The organism is Paenibacillus sp. FSL E2-0151 (assembly GCF_037993015.1).
Classification (GTDB): domain Bacteria; phylum Bacillota; class Bacilli; order Paenibacillales; family Paenibacillaceae; genus Paenibacillus; species Paenibacillus amylolyticus.
In genome coordinates this window covers 5,748,443-5,765,319 of the sequence record NZ_CP150308.1, presented here as the reverse complement: position 1 = coordinate 5,765,319, position 16,877 = coordinate 5,748,443, and the positions used below count along the sequence as shown (strand labels likewise).

The window sequence follows — 16,877 nt, the reverse complement described above, 5'->3', positions numbered from 1 at the left end:
AAAACTTAAGTTTATCTTCTTTTTGTAAATGCTTTCATTCGATAAGGTTAAAGCAGTTAGTAAGTAGAGCCTAAGGGAACACGAAAAGGGAGGATCAAAGAAATGAGTAAACAAAGAAAACGCTTCTCACTCGTTCTTGCATTGTTAATGGCCGTTACACTTGTTCTTAGTGCCTGTGGAGGAAGCAAAGATGCTTCAGAATCCGGGGGAGCTGGAGATGACGCGGTAGAGTTGATCTGGTATACCATTGGTACCCCTCAGAAAGACGTCAACAAAGTGATGGAAGAAGTGAGCAAGTATACCAAAGAGAAAATTAATGCCACGGTAACGATGAAGATGGTTGACTGGGGTGACTACCCGCAGAAAATGCAGGTTAACGTAGCATCCGGTGAGCCAATGGACATTCTGTTCACTTCTTCTGGTGGATTCGATTATGTACAAAATGCCAGAAAAGGTGCATTCCTTGAACTGGATGACCTGCTTGCTGAATACGGTCAGGATCTTACCAAGACCATTGATCCTGCATTCCTCAGCGGTTCCAAGGTAGATGGACACAATTACGGAATTCCAGCCAACAAAGAGTTGCCACAACAAGAGGTATGGCGCTTTAACCAAATGCTGGTTGATAAATACAAGTTGGACATCTCTGGCGTTCGTACGTTAGACAGTCTGGAGCCTCTGCTCAAAACAATTAAGGAAAACGAGGCGAGTGTAACACCATTTGCCATGGATAAAAACTATGTTCCTTACGTGCCTTATGACTATGTCATTCAGAATCTGCCAATGGCAATCAAGCTGGATACAACAGACTATAAGCTTGTAAACATACTGGAAACACCTGAAATGAAAGAAGCACTTACTACGATGCATAAATACTACAAGGCTGGTTATGTATCGGCAGAAGCGGCAACAACAGGTTCCACGAACGACCTGACAACATCGGGCAACTGGTTCCTGGATCGTGCACAGACTCAGCCGCTCGCGGACAATCAATGGTCTGCAAGTTACGGTTATCAAGTCGTTTCAACACCTGCAAGTGAAGCAATTATAACAAATACATCTGTACAAGGCTCCATTATGGCCATCTCGGCGAACTCGGAATATCCGGAGAAAGCGATGGAATTCCTGAACCTGCTGAATACAGATCCTGTGCTGCGTAATATGGTGGACTCCGGTATTGAGGGCACACACTACAAAAAAGTGGATGACACGCATATGGAAAATCTGCCTGAATCGAAAAACTACGATATGCCTTCATACTCCCTTGGGAACAACATGCTGCTCTATCTGAACAGCAATGACCCGGATAACAAATGGGATGAGTTCAAGAAGTTTAACGCTGAAGGTGTCAATTCCCCGATCCTCAGCTTTAACTTTGATGCAAGCAATGTATCGTCCGAACTGACGGCGGTACAGAACGTGAAAGAGCAATATTGGGCAGCACTGATGACAGGTACACTGGACCCGGCAGCCAATCTGGATCAAGTGATTGAGAAGTTCAATCAAGCCGGACTGGAGAAAGTAATGGCTGAAGCCCAAAGCCAGCTGGATGCCTGGAGAGCGGAAAACAAGTAACAGTACATCGTAAGGATCGGGCGGCTGCTTATCGCGTCCGGTCCTTTTTCATTCAAGCCTGAAGGAGGATCTCCACAATGACTACATTTTTGAAAAACCTGATTAGAAACCGAGTCATGCTGCTCATGGTGCTGCCAGGCGCCATCTGGTTCTTCTTCTTCTCCTACTTGCCACTCGTGGGTACAGTGGCTGCTTTCAAAGAATATCGGTTCAGCCGTGAAGGGTTCTGGGCAAGTCTGATGAAGAGTGAATGGGTTGGCTGGGACAATTTCAAATTCCTGTTCAGCACAAGTGACGCATGGCTCATTACACGCAACACCCTCTTTTATAACATCGCCATTATCTTCCTGGGACTGGTATTTGCTGTAGCATTGGCAATCCTGCTCTCGGAACTAGTGAATAAACGACTCGCCAAACTGTATCAAACCGGCATGTTTCTGCCGTATTTTCTCTCCTGGGTTATCGTTGGTTACTTCGCATTCAGCTTCTTGAGCATGGACCGCGGGATGTTGAATCAGATTATCGGCTGGTTTGGGATGGAACCAATTCAGTGGTACTCCGAGGCGAAATATTGGCCGTATATTCTGGTATTCGTAGCGTTATGGAAAACCATAGGTTATAGCAGTGTTGTCTATCTGGCTTCCATACTGGGGATTGATAAATCACTGTATGAAGCAGCCATGATTGATGGAGCAAGCAAATGGCAGCAGATTCGCAATATTACGATTCCGTTGCTGTCGCCCATCATCACGATTATGACCTTGCTGGCCGTAGGCCGCATTTTCTATGCCGACTTTGGACTCTTTTATCAGGTGCCAAGGGATTCGGGTACGCTTTATTCCGTGACCAATGTTATTGATACGTATGTATATCGAGGTTTGAAAACTAGTGGTGAGATCGGCATGAGTACAGCAGCGGGATTGTATCAATCCGTGGTGGGCTTTGTGCTTGTTATTATCTCCAACTATGTTGTTCGCAAAGTAGATAAAGACAGCAGCCTATTCTAGGACAGTGAAAGGAGTGAACCACTATGGCTCAAGCAGGGCTTGTTAAAAAACGCGACTTCCACCACGTATCCAACGGATGGAACGTGATCATGAACATTATCGCCGGTCTATTCGCTCTAATCTGTGTATTTCCTTTCATATTTGTAGTTATCATCTCGTTTACAGACGAGAAAGCACTGGCCCGTGATGGGTATCGTCTGATTCCGGCAGAATGGAGTCTCGCGGCATATCAGTTTGTCTGGCAGAGTGGGGACACGCTGCTGCGGGCGTATGGAGTTACCATTCTGGTGACGGTACTCGGTACCATTATCAGTTTGATTCTCATGTCACTGTATGCGTATGCGGTTTCCCGCAAGAGCTTCAGATATCGGAGATTTTTCTCCATCTTTGCAATTCTTACCATGCTGTTCAACGGCGGGATGATTCCAACCTATATGGTCGTATCCCAGCTGCTTGGGTTGAAAGATACGTTATGGGCACTGATTCTGCCGCTGGCGATGAACGCCTTCTATATTATGATCCTGCGTACATTCTACTCCACCAGTGTACCGGATGCAGTCATTGAATCGGCGAAGATTGATGGCGCCGGTGAGTTCTATACCTTTATGAAAATCGTGGTTCCACTCTCCTTGCCGGGACTGGCAACCATCGGGTTGTTCAGTACACTCGGTTACTGGAATGATTGGTTCAATGCGCTGTTATACATCGATAATCCGAATCTGGTACCACTGCAATCTATGTTAATGCGGATTGAGTCGAGTATCCAATTTATCCAGCAGAACTCTGCTAACAGTTCGATGAGTCTGGCAGCCATGCAGTCCATTCCGCAGGATACGTCCCGAATGGCGATGGTTGTGCTTGCTACGTTGCCGATTATATTCGCTTATCCGTTCTTCCAGCGTTATTTTGTACAGGGTCTGACGGTGGGCGCGGTCAAAGAATAACCGGATCACGTTATAGGATTGGAGAGATGCAGATTGATGACTTATAAGGACCAAAGCAAATCCGTAGAGGAACGGGTACAACACCTGCTTAGCCTGATGACTACGGAAGAAAAGGTAGGTCAACTTACGCAGCCATTTGGCTGGCAGACCTATACGAATGATCAAGGGAACATCACGTTAAACGAATCCTTTAAACAGCAAGTGGAAAATGGGGGCATCGGCTCCCTCTATGGTGCACTTCGCGCAGATCCGTGGACGGGCGTTACGCTGGAAAATGGACTATCCGCCAGAGAAGGCGCTGAGGCGGTCAATCTGATTCAACGTTATGCAATAGAACATTCCAGACTGGGGATTCCCATTCTGATCGGGGAAGAGTGCTCGCATGGTCATATGGCTATTGACGGAACGGTCTATCCTGTCCCTCTTTTACTGGGGAGCACCTGGAATGTGGATCTGTATCGGGAGATGTGCCGGGCAGTAGCACGGGAGACACGTGCTCAAGGTGGTGCGGTCACCTATTCTCCGGTACTGGATGTTGTGCGTGATCCGCGCTGGGGACGTACGGAGGAATGTTTCGGTGAAGATCCGTTTCTCATTGGAGAGCTGGCAGTTGCTTCCGTAGAAGGGCTTCAGGGTGAAAGTCTTGACCGTGGAGATACAGTAGCGGCAACGCTGAAACATTTTGTTGGTTATGGCAGCTCAGAAGGCGGACGTAATGCAGGGCCTGTACATATGGGCTGGCGCGAGCTGCTGGAAGTGGATCTCTATCCATTCCGCAAAGCGGTGGAAGCGGGCGCTGCGTCGATCATGCCAGCATATAACGAAATTGATGGCACGCCTTGCACCGTGAATACGGAATTGCTGGAAGATGTTTTGCGTAAGGATTGGGGCTTTGACGGTCTGGTCATTACGGATTGTGGTGCGATCAACATGCTAGCAAGTGGGCATGATGTCGCGGCAGATGGAATGGAAGCTTCCGTACAGGCGATTGAGGCAGGCATCGATATGGAAATGTCCGGTGAGATGTTTGGGCAATATCTGGTGCAGGCGGTGGCAGAAGGCAAACTTGATATGCAGGTTCTGGATCAGGCTACCTCTCGCGTGCTGGCCTTGAAGTTCAGACTGGGCTTATTCGAACATCCTTATGTGGATGCCGATCGGGCAGCAGAAGTAATTGGAAGTGAAGCGCATATTCAACTGGCACGCCAGTTGGCTGCGGAAGGGGTTGTACTTCTCAAAAATGAGGCTGACACGTTACCTCTCTCGTTAGCAAATGTGGGCCGGATTGCCGTGATCGGCCCAAATGCGGATCAGGCCTACAATCAACTGGGCGATTACACATCTCCGCAACCGAAGTCGAAAGTGGCGACGGTACTAGATGGGATTCGCATTAAGCTGGCTAATCATGTGGATGGGCAAACGGAGAAGAGTTCTGTTGGTGCTTTGACTGGTGACAGCAGTACAGATCAGGTTCTTTATGCACCAGGCTGCCGGATCAAAGGTGATTCGAAAGAAGGATTCGAGCGTGCGATCGAAGTTGCCAGTCAAGCGGATACGGTCATTATGGTGGTTGGCGGCTCAAGTGCACGTGACTTTGGAGAAGGAACAATTGATCTGAAGACGGGGGCTTCCAATGTGTCGGATAACTCCTGGAATGATATGGAGTGTGGCGAAGGGATCGACCGGATGACGTTGGATCTTGCCGGAGTACAGTTGGAACTTATTCAGGAGATTCACAAGCTCGGCAAAAAACTTGTCGTTGTTTACATTAATGGTCGTCCCATCACTGAACCTTGGGTGGATGAACATGCCGATGCAATTCTGGAGGCGTGGTATCCGGGTCAAGAGGGCGGTCGTGCCATTGCAGATATTTTATTCGGTGATGTGAATCCATCGGGTAAATTGACGATCTCCATTCCGAAGCATGTCGGTCAGTTACCGATCTACTATAACGGCAAACGGTCCCGAGGCAAAAGGTATTTGGAAGAGGATTTGGAGCCACGTTATGCATTTGGATACGGACTGAGTTATACCACATATGAGTACAGTGAACCGCAGTTGAGTGCTGCATCCATGACAGCTGGTGATATGGTTTCGGTATCGGTGAATGTGACCAACACTGGCCGTTATGCAGGTGCAGAAGTTGTACAGATGTACATCTCTGACATGGTCAGCTCACTAACTCGTCCGGCCAAGGAACTGAAGGGGTTTGCAAAAGTGAACCTGGAGCCAGGAGAGACACAGACCGTGGAATTCCGAATCGGAGCCGAGCAGCTGCAGTATATTGGTCGTGATTTGAAGCCTGTCGTTGAACCTGGACAATTCCATATTCATATCGGCAGCAGCGTAAACGATACGCAAATAGCCGAACTGACCGTAAGGGAGGCGTAAGACGATGGAACGTATCAGACGATTTATTCGCGAGTTGTCCGAACATCAGTGGCTGGAGCAAATACAGCTGCGCAGCTGGGGCATTACCCGCGCTTATTATAATGTGCCAGGACAGTATGAGGATCAGGGTGAGTACCCGGAAGGCCAAGATTTTGATCGTTTTCCGAGTAAACAGGGTACGACTTATTTCTTTAGAACACGTTTGGAGATTCCTGCTACATGGCAGCAAACACCTTATGGGCTTGTATTTGAGACAGGCGGAGAAGGCTTGCTTCGGGTAAATGGGCACTCTTATCAGGGTCTGGACCGCAATCATACCTACGTCACGCTTGATCCATCCAAAGTCGGAAACGCTCCAGAACTGGAGATCGAGATGTTTGATCCGGTACCTGAACCTGTAGACCCGTTGAATCAACAGGCGGTTATTCAGCCGCCAATCACATCAATTACGAGCTTGCTGGTGAGACCCAATGAAGCGGTTCGTAGTCTGATGTATACCGTCATTATTGTCCGTGATTCGGCTGTGTTGCTACCGGAAAGTGACTTTCGGCGGGTTCGCCTGTTAGAACTGGTGTATCGTGCGATGGATCAATTTGTAGGCATGTCAGCAGAAGAGATTGAGCAGGGAGAGGGTATTCGTCAGATTGAGAATAATCTGAAGCATCATGTGCGTGAGATTGGCGGAAACGCGGAAGGTCTGGAGCATATGGTGGGACAGTCCCATATTGATATTGCCTGGCTGTGGCCTGTACGTGAGACGGTACGCAAAACGAGCCGTACTTTCTCCACCGTGGATACACTCATGAATGAATATCCGGACTATGTTTATTCCCAGAGCCAACCCTTACTATATGCGTTTCTGAAGGAGCATGATCCCGAGCTGTACGCACGGGTGAAGCAGCGGATTGTAGAAGGCCGCTGGGAACTGGTTGGCGGCATGTGGGTTGAGCCGGATCTGAACATCCCAAGCGGGGAGTCCCTGATTCGCCAGATGTTATATGGTCAGCGTTTCTATATGGAGGAGTTTGGCAAGACATCACAGATTGAATGGTTGCCGGATACGTTTGGGTATTGTGCCTCCCTGCCACAGATTTTGAAGCATGGCAATGTGGAATATTTCATGACAACAAAGCTCGGATGGAACGACACAAATGTGTTTCCATACGATCTCTTCCACTGGGTGGGCATTGACGGCACACCGATCCTGTCCTACCTCAATCATGGTGTTAACGAGCATACGTTGCCGAAGGACATTCATGATCACTGGCAGTCCTACCGTGAGAAAGCGGCTCATCCGGAGCATATGCTTCTATACGGACACGGAGATGGCGGCGGTGGCGTAACACGCGAGATGCTGGAGTATGTGGATCGCGCAGACCTGATGGTAGGTCAGCCTGCGAGCCGATATAGCACAGCTGGAGCTTTCTTTGCCGGAATTGAAAAGGAGCAACCTGTACTTCCGAAGTGGCATGGCGATCTGTATCTGGAGTTACATCGGGGAACCTATACGACCCATGCGCGCAATAAGCGTAACAACCGGAAAGCGGAGGTTCTGTATCGAGAAGCTGAGCTGTGGAATACACTCGCTCTGCCAGATATGGAGGCAGATGCAGAAGCTGAAGTGCGTTCGAATCTGCATGAAGGCTGGAAATTAATTTTGCTGAATCAATTCCACGATATTATACCGGGATCGGCGATTACGGAGTCCTACGTCACTTCGAATGAGGAATATGTACAGGTATTTGAATTAGGCAGAACCGGACTGGATCAAGGCATTGCAGCATTGACAACGGGTATCAATACAGAGGGACCAGAAGGTTCAGTAGCCTATGTTGTATTCAACAGCCTGGGCTGGAAACGGAGTGCAGTCGTTCAACTTCCTGTGCAGGAGGGCTTGGATCGCTACGGCATCGATGAAGAAGACCAGCGCTTGCGGATGGATCGGGAGGATGGCAACATGTCTATTCTCGTGACAGACATTCCGGCGTTTGGATATAAGACGATTTGGCTGGTACCGGAAAATACAAGGGAAACGAATGTACGGGAAATGAAGAACCTTGCCGCACAAACAACCTTTAATGATACATGGGATACTGCCTTTTATCATGTGCAGTTCAACGAACGTGGGGAGATCACCCGTCTGTGGGATAAAACCGCAGAGCGTGAGATGCTGAAGCCGGGTGAACGAGGAAATCAACTTCACTTCTTCCACGATCGTCCAACGCTTTGGGATGCATGGGATATCGACAGTCGTTATGAAGAACAGATTGCTGGCGAAGTGGAACTTTTGGAGAAAAAGCTGGTGCTGGCGGGTTCAACGAAAGATGTCCTGCGCTTCCGCTGGAAGCTACATCAATCGGTGATTACACAAGATATCGTCTTTTATCATGACTCACGGCGAATTGATTTCCAGACACAGGTGAACTGGAACGAGAATCACAAACTTCTAAAAGTTGGTTTCCCGATTGATGTGGTGACCTCCAAGGCCACATTTGAAATTCCATTTGGCTCACTGGAACGCCCAACACATCGCAACACAAGCTGGGAACAAGCCCAGTATGAAGTCTGTGGACACCGCTTCGCGGATGTCTCCGAATATGGATACGGCGTGAGCATGCTCAACGACTGCAAGTACGGGTATGACGTGCAGGGCAGCACCATTCGTTTGTCCTTGCTGCGTGCACCGAAATGGCCTGATCGCACAGCCGATCTGGGAGAACATGAATTCACCTATTCCCTCTACCCTCACGACGGAGACTGGCGAACTGCACACACCGTACGTCAGGCTGCCGAGCTGAATCATGAGGTGACAGTACAGCAAGTGAAACAAGTGCAACAAAAGGGCCAGATACAACAAGAGCAGCAGATAGAGCAGGTGCAGCCAAGCACAGGGACTGGAGTCGATCCAATTGCAGATGCAACTGCAATTGCGGCACCTGTACGTCCAGCAACAGGCTCCTGGATTAACTTCAACAGTAGCCACGTGATTCTAGATACCGTCAAATTGGCAGAGGATGGGCACGGAACAGTCCTTCGTTTCTATGAATCATCAGGCAAACGCGAAAACATCACATTGCAATGGCCACATGCCTTTGAACAGGCGTATCACTCCAACGCACTGGAAGAACCGGTCCAACCACTGGCCCATACCAATGGCCAGATTACATTATCTTTTAAACCTTACCAAATACAAACCGTGTTACTGCGGTAAACCTTTTTGAAAATTTTTGAGCTATATATGTCCAGCTCTTTATTCACACGTTAACGGAGAGGACAGAAATAACCAGAAGAAGCGAAGCGTTCGCCTAAAAGCTTTCTGAAAGAAAGCTACATCGGAAGCATACGCTATCCCCAGATTTTACCCTTTAGAAAAGGGAATCAAAAAAATCTGGGGATAACAGCGATCGGAGGATATTTCTGACCGCGCAGTGGTCCCGTGTAAATTTTTTGTTTTATCCTGTATAGCTACACCATTCAATTTGTTTAAGGAGTTGCACTCATCCATGGAACAGTTCAGATTACCCAAAATACCCATGCCACCGGTTGCTTTGCCACAATCCATTCAGGCTGTGCTCGAAGAAGCAGAACAGAAACTGGCTCACCGACCAAAACTGCTTCAATTATTCAAAAACTGCTTCCCCAACACCATCGAAACAACAACCAAGTTGATGGAGGACGGTACGACTTTTGTTATCACAGGGGATATTCCGGCTTCATGGCTGCGTGATTCCGTGGAGCAGGTGGTACATTACATTCCGTTTGCAAAAGAAGACGAGGACCTGCAACGCATTATTGGCGGGCTGATCAAACGTCATATCCAGTATGTTCACATCGATCCATATGCCAATGCCTTCAATGAGACTGCTAACGACTGGCATTGGAACACCACGGACGAAACCAAGATGTCGCCTTGGGTGTGGGAACGCAAATTTGAGATTGACTCATTATGTTTTGTTGTACGTTTGGCGTATTTATATTGGAAGGAAACCGAGCTGACCGACATTTTCGATTCAAGCTTCAAGGCAGCGATGCGTAAAATTGTGGACCTGTTCAAAGTCGAACAGCATCACATGGAACAATCTCCATATCGCTTTACTCGTAATAACGGCATCCCAACAGATTCCCTGCGCAATCACGGAAAAGGTATGCCAGTCAACTACACGGGTATGATCTGGTCCGGTTTCCGTTCCAGTGATGATGCGTGTGATTTCCACTACAATATCCCTGGCAACATGTTCGCGGTTGTCGCTCTGCGTCAAATGCAGGAGTTTGCCGAGTGGGTGTTCCGGGATATGGAACTTTTGCAGGAATTGAAGGATCTGGAGCAGGATGTGGATCACGGCATTCAGTTGTACGGGATTTATCGTCATCCGGAATTTGGACCGATTTATGCGTACGAGACGGACGGTTATGGCAACCACTGTCTCATGGACGATGCGGGTACACCGGGACTTATGTCCATTCCATATCTGGGTTACGTCACAGCGGATGATCCGATCTACCAGAATACGCGCCGTTTTGCCCTGAGCAAAGAGAACCCGTTCTATTATGAAGGCAAGGTTGCCAAAGGGATTGGTAGCCCTCACACCCCACCAGATTACATCTGGCATATGGGATTGTCCATGCAAGGACTGACTGCGCAGTCTGCCGAGGAGAAACTGGAGATTATTCGCATGCTCGAAGCGACAGATGCAGATACGGGTTATATGCATGAAGGCTTCCACGCCGATGATCCAACGATTTTTACACGAAAATGGTTTGCATGGTCCAACAGCCTGTTCTCCCAGTTGGTCTATAAATCCATGAAGGATGGCCTGTTATGAGTATCCAACCTAATGATAAAAAGCTGATTATCTTCGCTGACTCTACGTTTCCTTTGGATGGTACTTTTCCAACTGAGCAGGCTCTGAATGCATGGAAAGCAGTAGAAGAGATCACCGTTGTAAACGCTGAAGAACTTGCAGAGGCTTTGAAGACCACAGCAGGTGAAGGATGTCTGGTGAATCTGCATGCACCCTATTTCCCTAAGTTCGCCTGGACGGAAATTGCAGCTTACCTGCATCAGGGCGGGAGCCTGATTAGTGTTGGTGGTGCGCCCTTCAAACGTCCGGTTCGATATGAAAATGGGGCATGGGTTGTAGAGTCCGAGCAGACCGCGTATCATCAGGAACTCTATATTCATGAGGCACTGAACGTATCTTCTGCCAATGTGCAATCGTACACTTCATCCGAACAGATCCCGCTTCTCACTGGGAAAGAGGGGCTGTTTGAGAAGGCAGATACATGGAATCTGGTTCCACATACAACCAAAACAAGTGATCTGCCCCACCAGATGGGGTCATCAGGACCGATGAGTACGCAGATTTATCCATTGCTTCGTGGCATGAGTAAAGACGGGCGCAGTGTCGCCGCTCCGGTCGTTCTGTGGGAAAACTCGCGCGGGACTTTCGTAGGTTCACGCTGGATGTTTGTACATCTGCCGCTGACCACCTCATTCTGGACGCAGGATGGCGCTGCCGAGATTGTGAAATGGGCGCAATTCTGTGCGCAAGGTGTAACTGAGTTATCCCTCAAAACGAATTATGCTTCGTATGAGCCAGATGAGCGGGCTATACTCACACTTCAAGGCCAGATTTTACAGCGAGCAGGGAACAGACTTACCGAGTCCGAGCTGTGGGCATTCGACATAACAGTCGAGCATGAAGATCGCACAAGTGGCACGACGGAGAAGGTATGGAGCCATCGACTGGAGATGGAACTTTCCGGTGAGCAGCGTTTCGAACGTATACTTCTCCCGGTATCCATTGAAAGTGGGCTGTATCGGATCGTATGCCAGGCGCAGGCTCCTGACGGTGAAGTTCGGACCTTGCGTCAAGGCTTCTGGGGACAGGATGCTGCACTGCTGGCAGAAGGGGAAGTGATTACCCGCAGCAGGGACTATTTTGTAAAAGACGGACGTCCTCTCCCAGTTGTGGGCATGACCTACATGACCTCCGACGTGGCACGGAAATTTCTGTTTTTGCCGAACGTAGATGTTTGGGATCGAGATATGGCTCAGATGGCGAAAGCAGGAATCAACTGGATTCGGACCGGAATCTGGACCGCCTATCGCAACATGATGCAGGTGGACGGACATATGGCAGAGGATGTGCTTCGTGCCATTGATGCATTTATTTTAACGGCAAAACGCCACGGCTTACAGGTCACATTCACCTTCTTCTCCTTTACACCGGAGACATGGGAAGGCACGAATCCGTATTTGGACCCGCAGAGTGTCGAGGCTCAGAAACGTTTCATCCGTAGCATCGTCAGTCGTCACACGCATACAACCCATGTGGACTGGGATCTGATTAATGAGCCATCGATGTTTGATCCGGTGCGCATCTTCTCCGCTGGCCCACGCTCGGCGAGGGATTCCTATGAACAGCAGGCTTATATCGCTTGGCTCCAACAGCGTCATGAGACGATTGAGGCGTTGCAGGAGGCATGGAACATGTCACCGAAGCAGCTTCCGAATTTTGCAGCCGCGGTGATTCCGGAGGCGGAAGAGATTAACTTTGATGTACAGGACATGCACAAGGCCAAAAAGGGAACACGCTGGCTCGATTACTGTCTCTTCTCTATGGAGATGCACAATGTTTGGGCTAGAGAGCTTGTAAGTACAATCAAGGATATAGTTCCCGATCATCTGGTCACAGTAGGACAAGACGAAGCCCTTGGTGCACAGCGTCCTTCGCCCTTCTTCTATGAACGTGAAGTGGATTATACAACGGTGCATTCCTGGTGGTTAAACGATGATCTGATCTGGGATGGCATTTTCGCTAAAACGCCACATAAACCAAATCTCATTCAGGAGACGGGCATCATGTATGTGGAAACCCCGGATGGACGAGCCAAACGTACGGAAGAAGAGCTTCGTGGCATTCTCGAATGCAAGTACGCCTATGCGTTCTCGACAGGCGGCGCAGGAGCGGTGCAATGGATCTGGAACACCAACTTTTATATGGATAATGCCAATGAGTCTCATATCGGAGCCTTGCGTGCAGATGGTACGGAGAAACCAGAGGCAGATGTGTCTTATGATTTTGGCCGATTCATGCATGGCATTCGTGATCTCTTTGAAGACCGCGAGCTGGAGGATATTGCAGTCGTGTTCCCGTATTCCAATGACTTCTCCAACCGTGCCCTGGCCTATGATGCTACAACAAAGCTGACTCGTGTAATGTCCTATGATCTGAAATTGCCATTCCGTGCGTTATCCGAATATCATCTGGAAGCGTTGGAGCAGCAGCCACCGAAACTGATCATCGTACCGAGTCCGCATAATATGGACAGCGATGCACTTCAACAATTGCTCACGTTTGCGGAGAAGACAGGTACAAGTCTGCTCATCACTGGACCACTGGGACTGGATGCATACTGGAAGGCAACTGACCGGGCAGATCATATTGTCGGCAAACGCAGTCTGGGTAACGTGCAGCGGGAAGAACTGCTGAATATTAATGGCGTGAATCACCGTGTGACCTATGGACGGCGTCGTATCGCCGAGGTGGCAAAGGAGACGTTGCTTCATGGGGATAAAGGTACAGCAGATGAAGTAACCGTTTTGCCTTTGGGTAAAGGGAAATTAATCTGGACTCCACTGCCGCTCGAGTTAAATGGACGGGACGAGCCACTTGCTGAATTGTATCGTTATGCAACCGAGATTTCGGGCATCGAACAGGAGTTGGAATGGATATCTGGCGGAGATATCGCAGGGATCTATGGCCGGAAGCTGAGTTTTCCAAAAGGAAATCTGTATGTATTTGTATCGGAATTTTCCTTGAACCATGAAGTTCACGTGAGAGATCAACGTACAGGTGTATCGTATTCGTTCCAATTGGAGAAAAATCGTTCGGTGCTGTTTGCGACAGATGCTTCCGGTAAGCTGAATGGCGTGTATCGCCCTGATGAGGTTGAGATTGTACAACAAGATGAAAGAGGTGGGATAACACGATGACCAAGAAAAAGAGAGCACATATTATTTCGCATACCCACTGGGATCGGGAATGGTACTTGCCGTATGAGAAGCATCATATGCGACTCATTCAGCTCGTCGATTCACTGTTGGATCAGCTGGATGAGGGATCGGACTATAAAAGCTTTTATTTGGATGGACAAACGATTATCATCGAAGATTATCTTCAGGTTCGACCGGAGCAGAAAGAACGACTGGAGAAGCATATCCGCAATGGGCGGATTGTGATTGGACCATGGTACATTTTGCAGGATGCGTTTCTGACGAGCGGAGAAGCCAATGTGCGCAACATGCAGGTTGGACATAAGGACGCCAAACGTTACGGCACCCCTTCGAAAATTGGTTACTTTCCCGATACATTTGGATTGGTCGGGCAGACTCCACAGCTGATGCAGCAATCAGGCATTGATAATGTGTTTTTTGGACGTGGTGTGAAGCCGACGGGATTTAACAATACGGTATCGGATGCCGGATATGAATCAAGCTTCTCGGAGCTGATGTGGGAAGGACCAGACGGATCAAAAGTGCTCGGCGTATTGTTTGCCAACTGGTACTCCAACGGAAATGAAGTTCCTGTAGACGAGGAATCGGCCCGCAAGTTCTGGGAAACCAAGCTTGCAGATGCCGAGAAATATGCATCGACCAATGAGTTGTTGTACATGAACGGATGTGATCACCAGCCGATTCAGCGAGATCTGCCAGAAGCGATTCGCATGGCTGAACAATTACATCCCGATATCGAGTTCATTCACTCGAATTTTCCAGATTATCTGGAGGCTCTGAGAGCATCTTCTGAACATGAGTTGTCCACGGTCAAAGGAGAACTGCGCAGCCAGCGTACCGATGGCTGGGGAACCTTGGTGAACACCGCCTCGGCTCGTGTGTATCTGAAACAGATGAACCAACTGGGCCAGACCATGCTGGAAAAGGTGGCTGAACCCCTGGCATCCTACGCCTATCTGCTTGGACATGCCTATCCACATGATCAACTGACGTATGCCTGGAAAACGCTGATGCAAAATCATCCGCATGACAGCATCTGTGGATGCAGTGTGGATGAGGTGCATCGCGAGATGGTGACACGGTTTGATAAGAGCCGTCATGTAGCAGAGGCTTTAATTGAAGAGATCACCAGCCAGATTGCTACAGCTGTCGATACCTCCATCTTTGAGCGTTACGGCGAAAATGCCCGGCCTGTTGTAGTGTTTAATACAACGGGGTGGGAACGCAGCGGTGTAGTTCAGATGGAACTGGACGCGACTCGGTTGTATTTCCGGGATGGACATACATTGGAGGAAATGGCGGCACAGATGAAAGCCGTTGACCTGTCAGATCGCATACTGGTAGATGAAGATGGTAATCACATTCCATGTACGGTGGAGGATCTGGGTCTGCAATTCGGCTATGATCTGCCGGATGATCGCTTCCGTCAGCCGTATAGCTGTCGGCGCGTTCGTATTCGTTTTGAAACAGAGAATGTGGCTGCATTTGGCCTGAAAACCTATGCATTGATCAACGTTGCGGATGATGCTAAGAGTGGTACTCCTTCGAAAACGACTTCGCTGTTGCGTGGTGAACGTGGTATGGAAAATCAATATATGATCGTCACGATTGCAGACAACGGTTCATTCACAATCACAGACAAACGAACAGGCCGGACTTACAAGGACCTTGGCGTATACGAAAATGTGGGTGATATCGGCAATGAATACATGTTCAAACAACCAGAGAATGAAGTTGCATCGACAACACACGAGCTTCAGGCCGAGATTCGGGTTCTTGAGGATACATCATACTTGGCCTCGTTTGAAGTTATTCATCATTGGGAAATACCGGAGTCAGCGGATGAGATGCTGGATCAGGAACAGCGAGAACTGATTTATTATCCACATCGCAAAGCCCAGCGTTCAACGAAGATGATTCCGCTCCAGATTCGCACGGTTGTATCCCTCAGTCGTAGTGGAAAAGGAGTGCAAATGGAAACAACCTTCAACAATCAGGCGAAGGATCATCGGGTGCGTTCTCTTTTCCCAACCGATCTGGTATCTGCTGTTCATCATGTGGATTCCATGTTCGAAATTGCAACACGTGATAACAAGCCTGCACCGGAGTGGCAAAATCCAAGCAATACACAGCATCAACAGAGTTTTGTAGATGTAAGTGAACAAGACGCAGGATTGGTCGTAGCCAATCTGGGTCTGAATGAATATGAAGTCCTTCAGGATGGACGCAACACCATCGCCGTGACGCTGCTTCGTGCGGTAGGCGAACTCGGAGACTGGGGTTTGTTCCCGACACCGGAAGCACAATGTCTTGGTGAACATACATTTCAGATCGAGATCACTCCGCATGATGGCAATGGTGCAGCATCAGGTGCATATATCGAGGCGTATCAGTTCCAGGTTCCTTGGACGCTGGCACAAACCGAAGTACACCCGGGTTATCTGACACCTAGCAACACACCGTTTGCATGGCAAGGAGACGGTTTAGCATTTTCTTCACTCAAGGTAAATGAAGATTCCGGTGATGTGATGCTCCGCTGGTTCAATATGACCACCGAATCTGCTACGTTGAAGTTTGCTGCATCGCAAGCGAATCCACAGCCATTCGAAACGGCATACAAAAGCAACATCCTGGAGGAAGAGGGCGAAAGGCTTATTGCCCGCAGCATAGAAGAGGCGTCGACATTATCATTTGCCAATAAAGAATGGACCATACAGACAGGCTCATGCGAGATCGTTACTGTCGGCTTGCGGCGCTAATAAAGGTTGTTCAAAAGGTCGAAAAACAGACTTTTGACCACGTAATAAAAGGTACAGGACTGCAGTGTGCTCTAAACTAGGCATTACGTACGGTGGTGGAAGGGTTACGCTATTTACCAGATCTATGAGTTGAGTTATTGGTTGTTTTTCTATAGAATGAACAGTAGAATTGCAAATGATC

General features: G+C 48.7%; 8 protein-coding genes. All 8 read left to right on the top strand.

Translation table 11 applies throughout. The features are described from left to right. The first annotated feature begins 102 nt into the window (after positions 1-102). The 8 genes from MHI55_RS25635 (at position 103) to MHI55_RS25600 (ending at position 16,696) form a co-directional block, all read left to right on the top strand. Complete coding sequence (locus MHI55_RS25635) at positions 103-1,575, top strand: ABC transporter substrate-binding protein (protein ID WP_036605779.1); 1,473 nt, start codon at positions 103-105, stop codon at positions 1,573-1,575. 77 nt (positions 1,576-1,652) lie between these two features. Further along, positions 1,653-2,582, top strand: coding sequence for an ABC transporter permease subunit (locus MHI55_RS25630; RefSeq protein ID WP_036605780.1), 930 nt, complete (start codon positions 1,653-1,655; stop codon positions 2,580-2,582). Positions 2,583-2,605: 23 nt separating this feature from the next. Then, positions 2,606-3,526 (top strand): carbohydrate ABC transporter permease, encoded by a 921-nt coding sequence (locus MHI55_RS25625; protein ID WP_036605781.1) that lies wholly within the window; start codon positions 2,606-2,608, stop codon positions 3,524-3,526. 36 nt (positions 3,527-3,562) lie between these two features. Then, positions 3,563-5,917 (top strand): glycoside hydrolase family 3 N-terminal domain-containing protein, encoded by a 2,355-nt coding sequence (locus MHI55_RS25620; protein ID WP_076253243.1) that lies wholly within the window; start codon positions 3,563-3,565, stop codon positions 5,915-5,917. Between the two features lie 4 nt (positions 5,918-5,921). Next, positions 5,922-9,128, top strand: coding sequence for an alpha-mannosidase (locus tag MHI55_RS25615; protein WP_076253244.1), 3,207 nt, complete (start codon positions 5,922-5,924; stop codon positions 9,126-9,128). A gap of 292 nt (positions 9,129-9,420) precedes the next feature. After that, a complete protein-coding gene (locus MHI55_RS25610; protein WP_076253245.1) occupies positions 9,421-10,740 on the top strand; it encodes a glycoside hydrolase family 125 protein in 1,320 nt (439 codons plus the stop codon). Next, complete coding sequence (locus MHI55_RS25605) at positions 10,737-13,916, top strand: beta-galactosidase (protein WP_340387484.1); 3,180 nt, start codon at positions 10,737-10,739, stop codon at positions 13,914-13,916. Before MHI55_RS25610 ends, MHI55_RS25605 begins: the two co-directional genes overlap by 4 nt. After that, positions 13,913-16,696 carry an alpha-mannosidase gene (locus tag MHI55_RS25600; protein ID WP_340387482.1) on the top strand — a complete coding sequence of 928 codons (2,784 nt, stop codon included), beginning with the start codon at positions 13,913-13,915 and terminating at the stop codon, positions 16,694-16,696. Before MHI55_RS25605 ends, MHI55_RS25600 begins: the two co-directional genes overlap by 4 nt. Positions 16,697-16,877: the final 181 nt, after the last annotated feature.

Excerpts from the sequence above, each read along its gene's own strand:
- MHI55_RS25635 (WP_036605779.1), top strand. The coding sequence starts at position 103 with ATGAGTAAACAAAGAAAACGCTTCTCACTCGTTCTTGCATTGTTAATG.
- MHI55_RS25630 (WP_036605780.1), top strand. The coding sequence starts at position 1,653 with ATGACTACATTTTTGAAAAACCTGATTAGAAACCGAGTCATGCTGCTC.
- MHI55_RS25625 (WP_036605781.1), top strand. The coding sequence starts at position 2,606 with ATGGCTCAAGCAGGGCTTGTTAAAAAACGCGACTTCCACCACGTATCC.
- MHI55_RS25620 (WP_076253243.1), top strand. The coding sequence starts at position 3,563 with ATGACTTATAAGGACCAAAGCAAATCCGTAGAGGAACGGGTACAACAC.
- MHI55_RS25615 (WP_076253244.1), top strand. The coding sequence starts at position 5,922 with ATGGAACGTATCAGACGATTTATTCGCGAGTTGTCCGAACATCAGTGG.
- MHI55_RS25610 (WP_076253245.1), top strand. The coding sequence starts at position 9,421 with ATGGAACAGTTCAGATTACCCAAAATACCCATGCCACCGGTTGCTTTG.
- MHI55_RS25605 (WP_340387484.1), top strand. The coding sequence starts at position 10,737 with ATGAGTATCCAACCTAATGATAAAAAGCTGATTATCTTCGCTGACTCT.
- MHI55_RS25600 (WP_340387482.1), top strand. The coding sequence starts at position 13,913 with ATGACCAAGAAAAAGAGAGCACATATTATTTCGCATACCCACTGGGAT.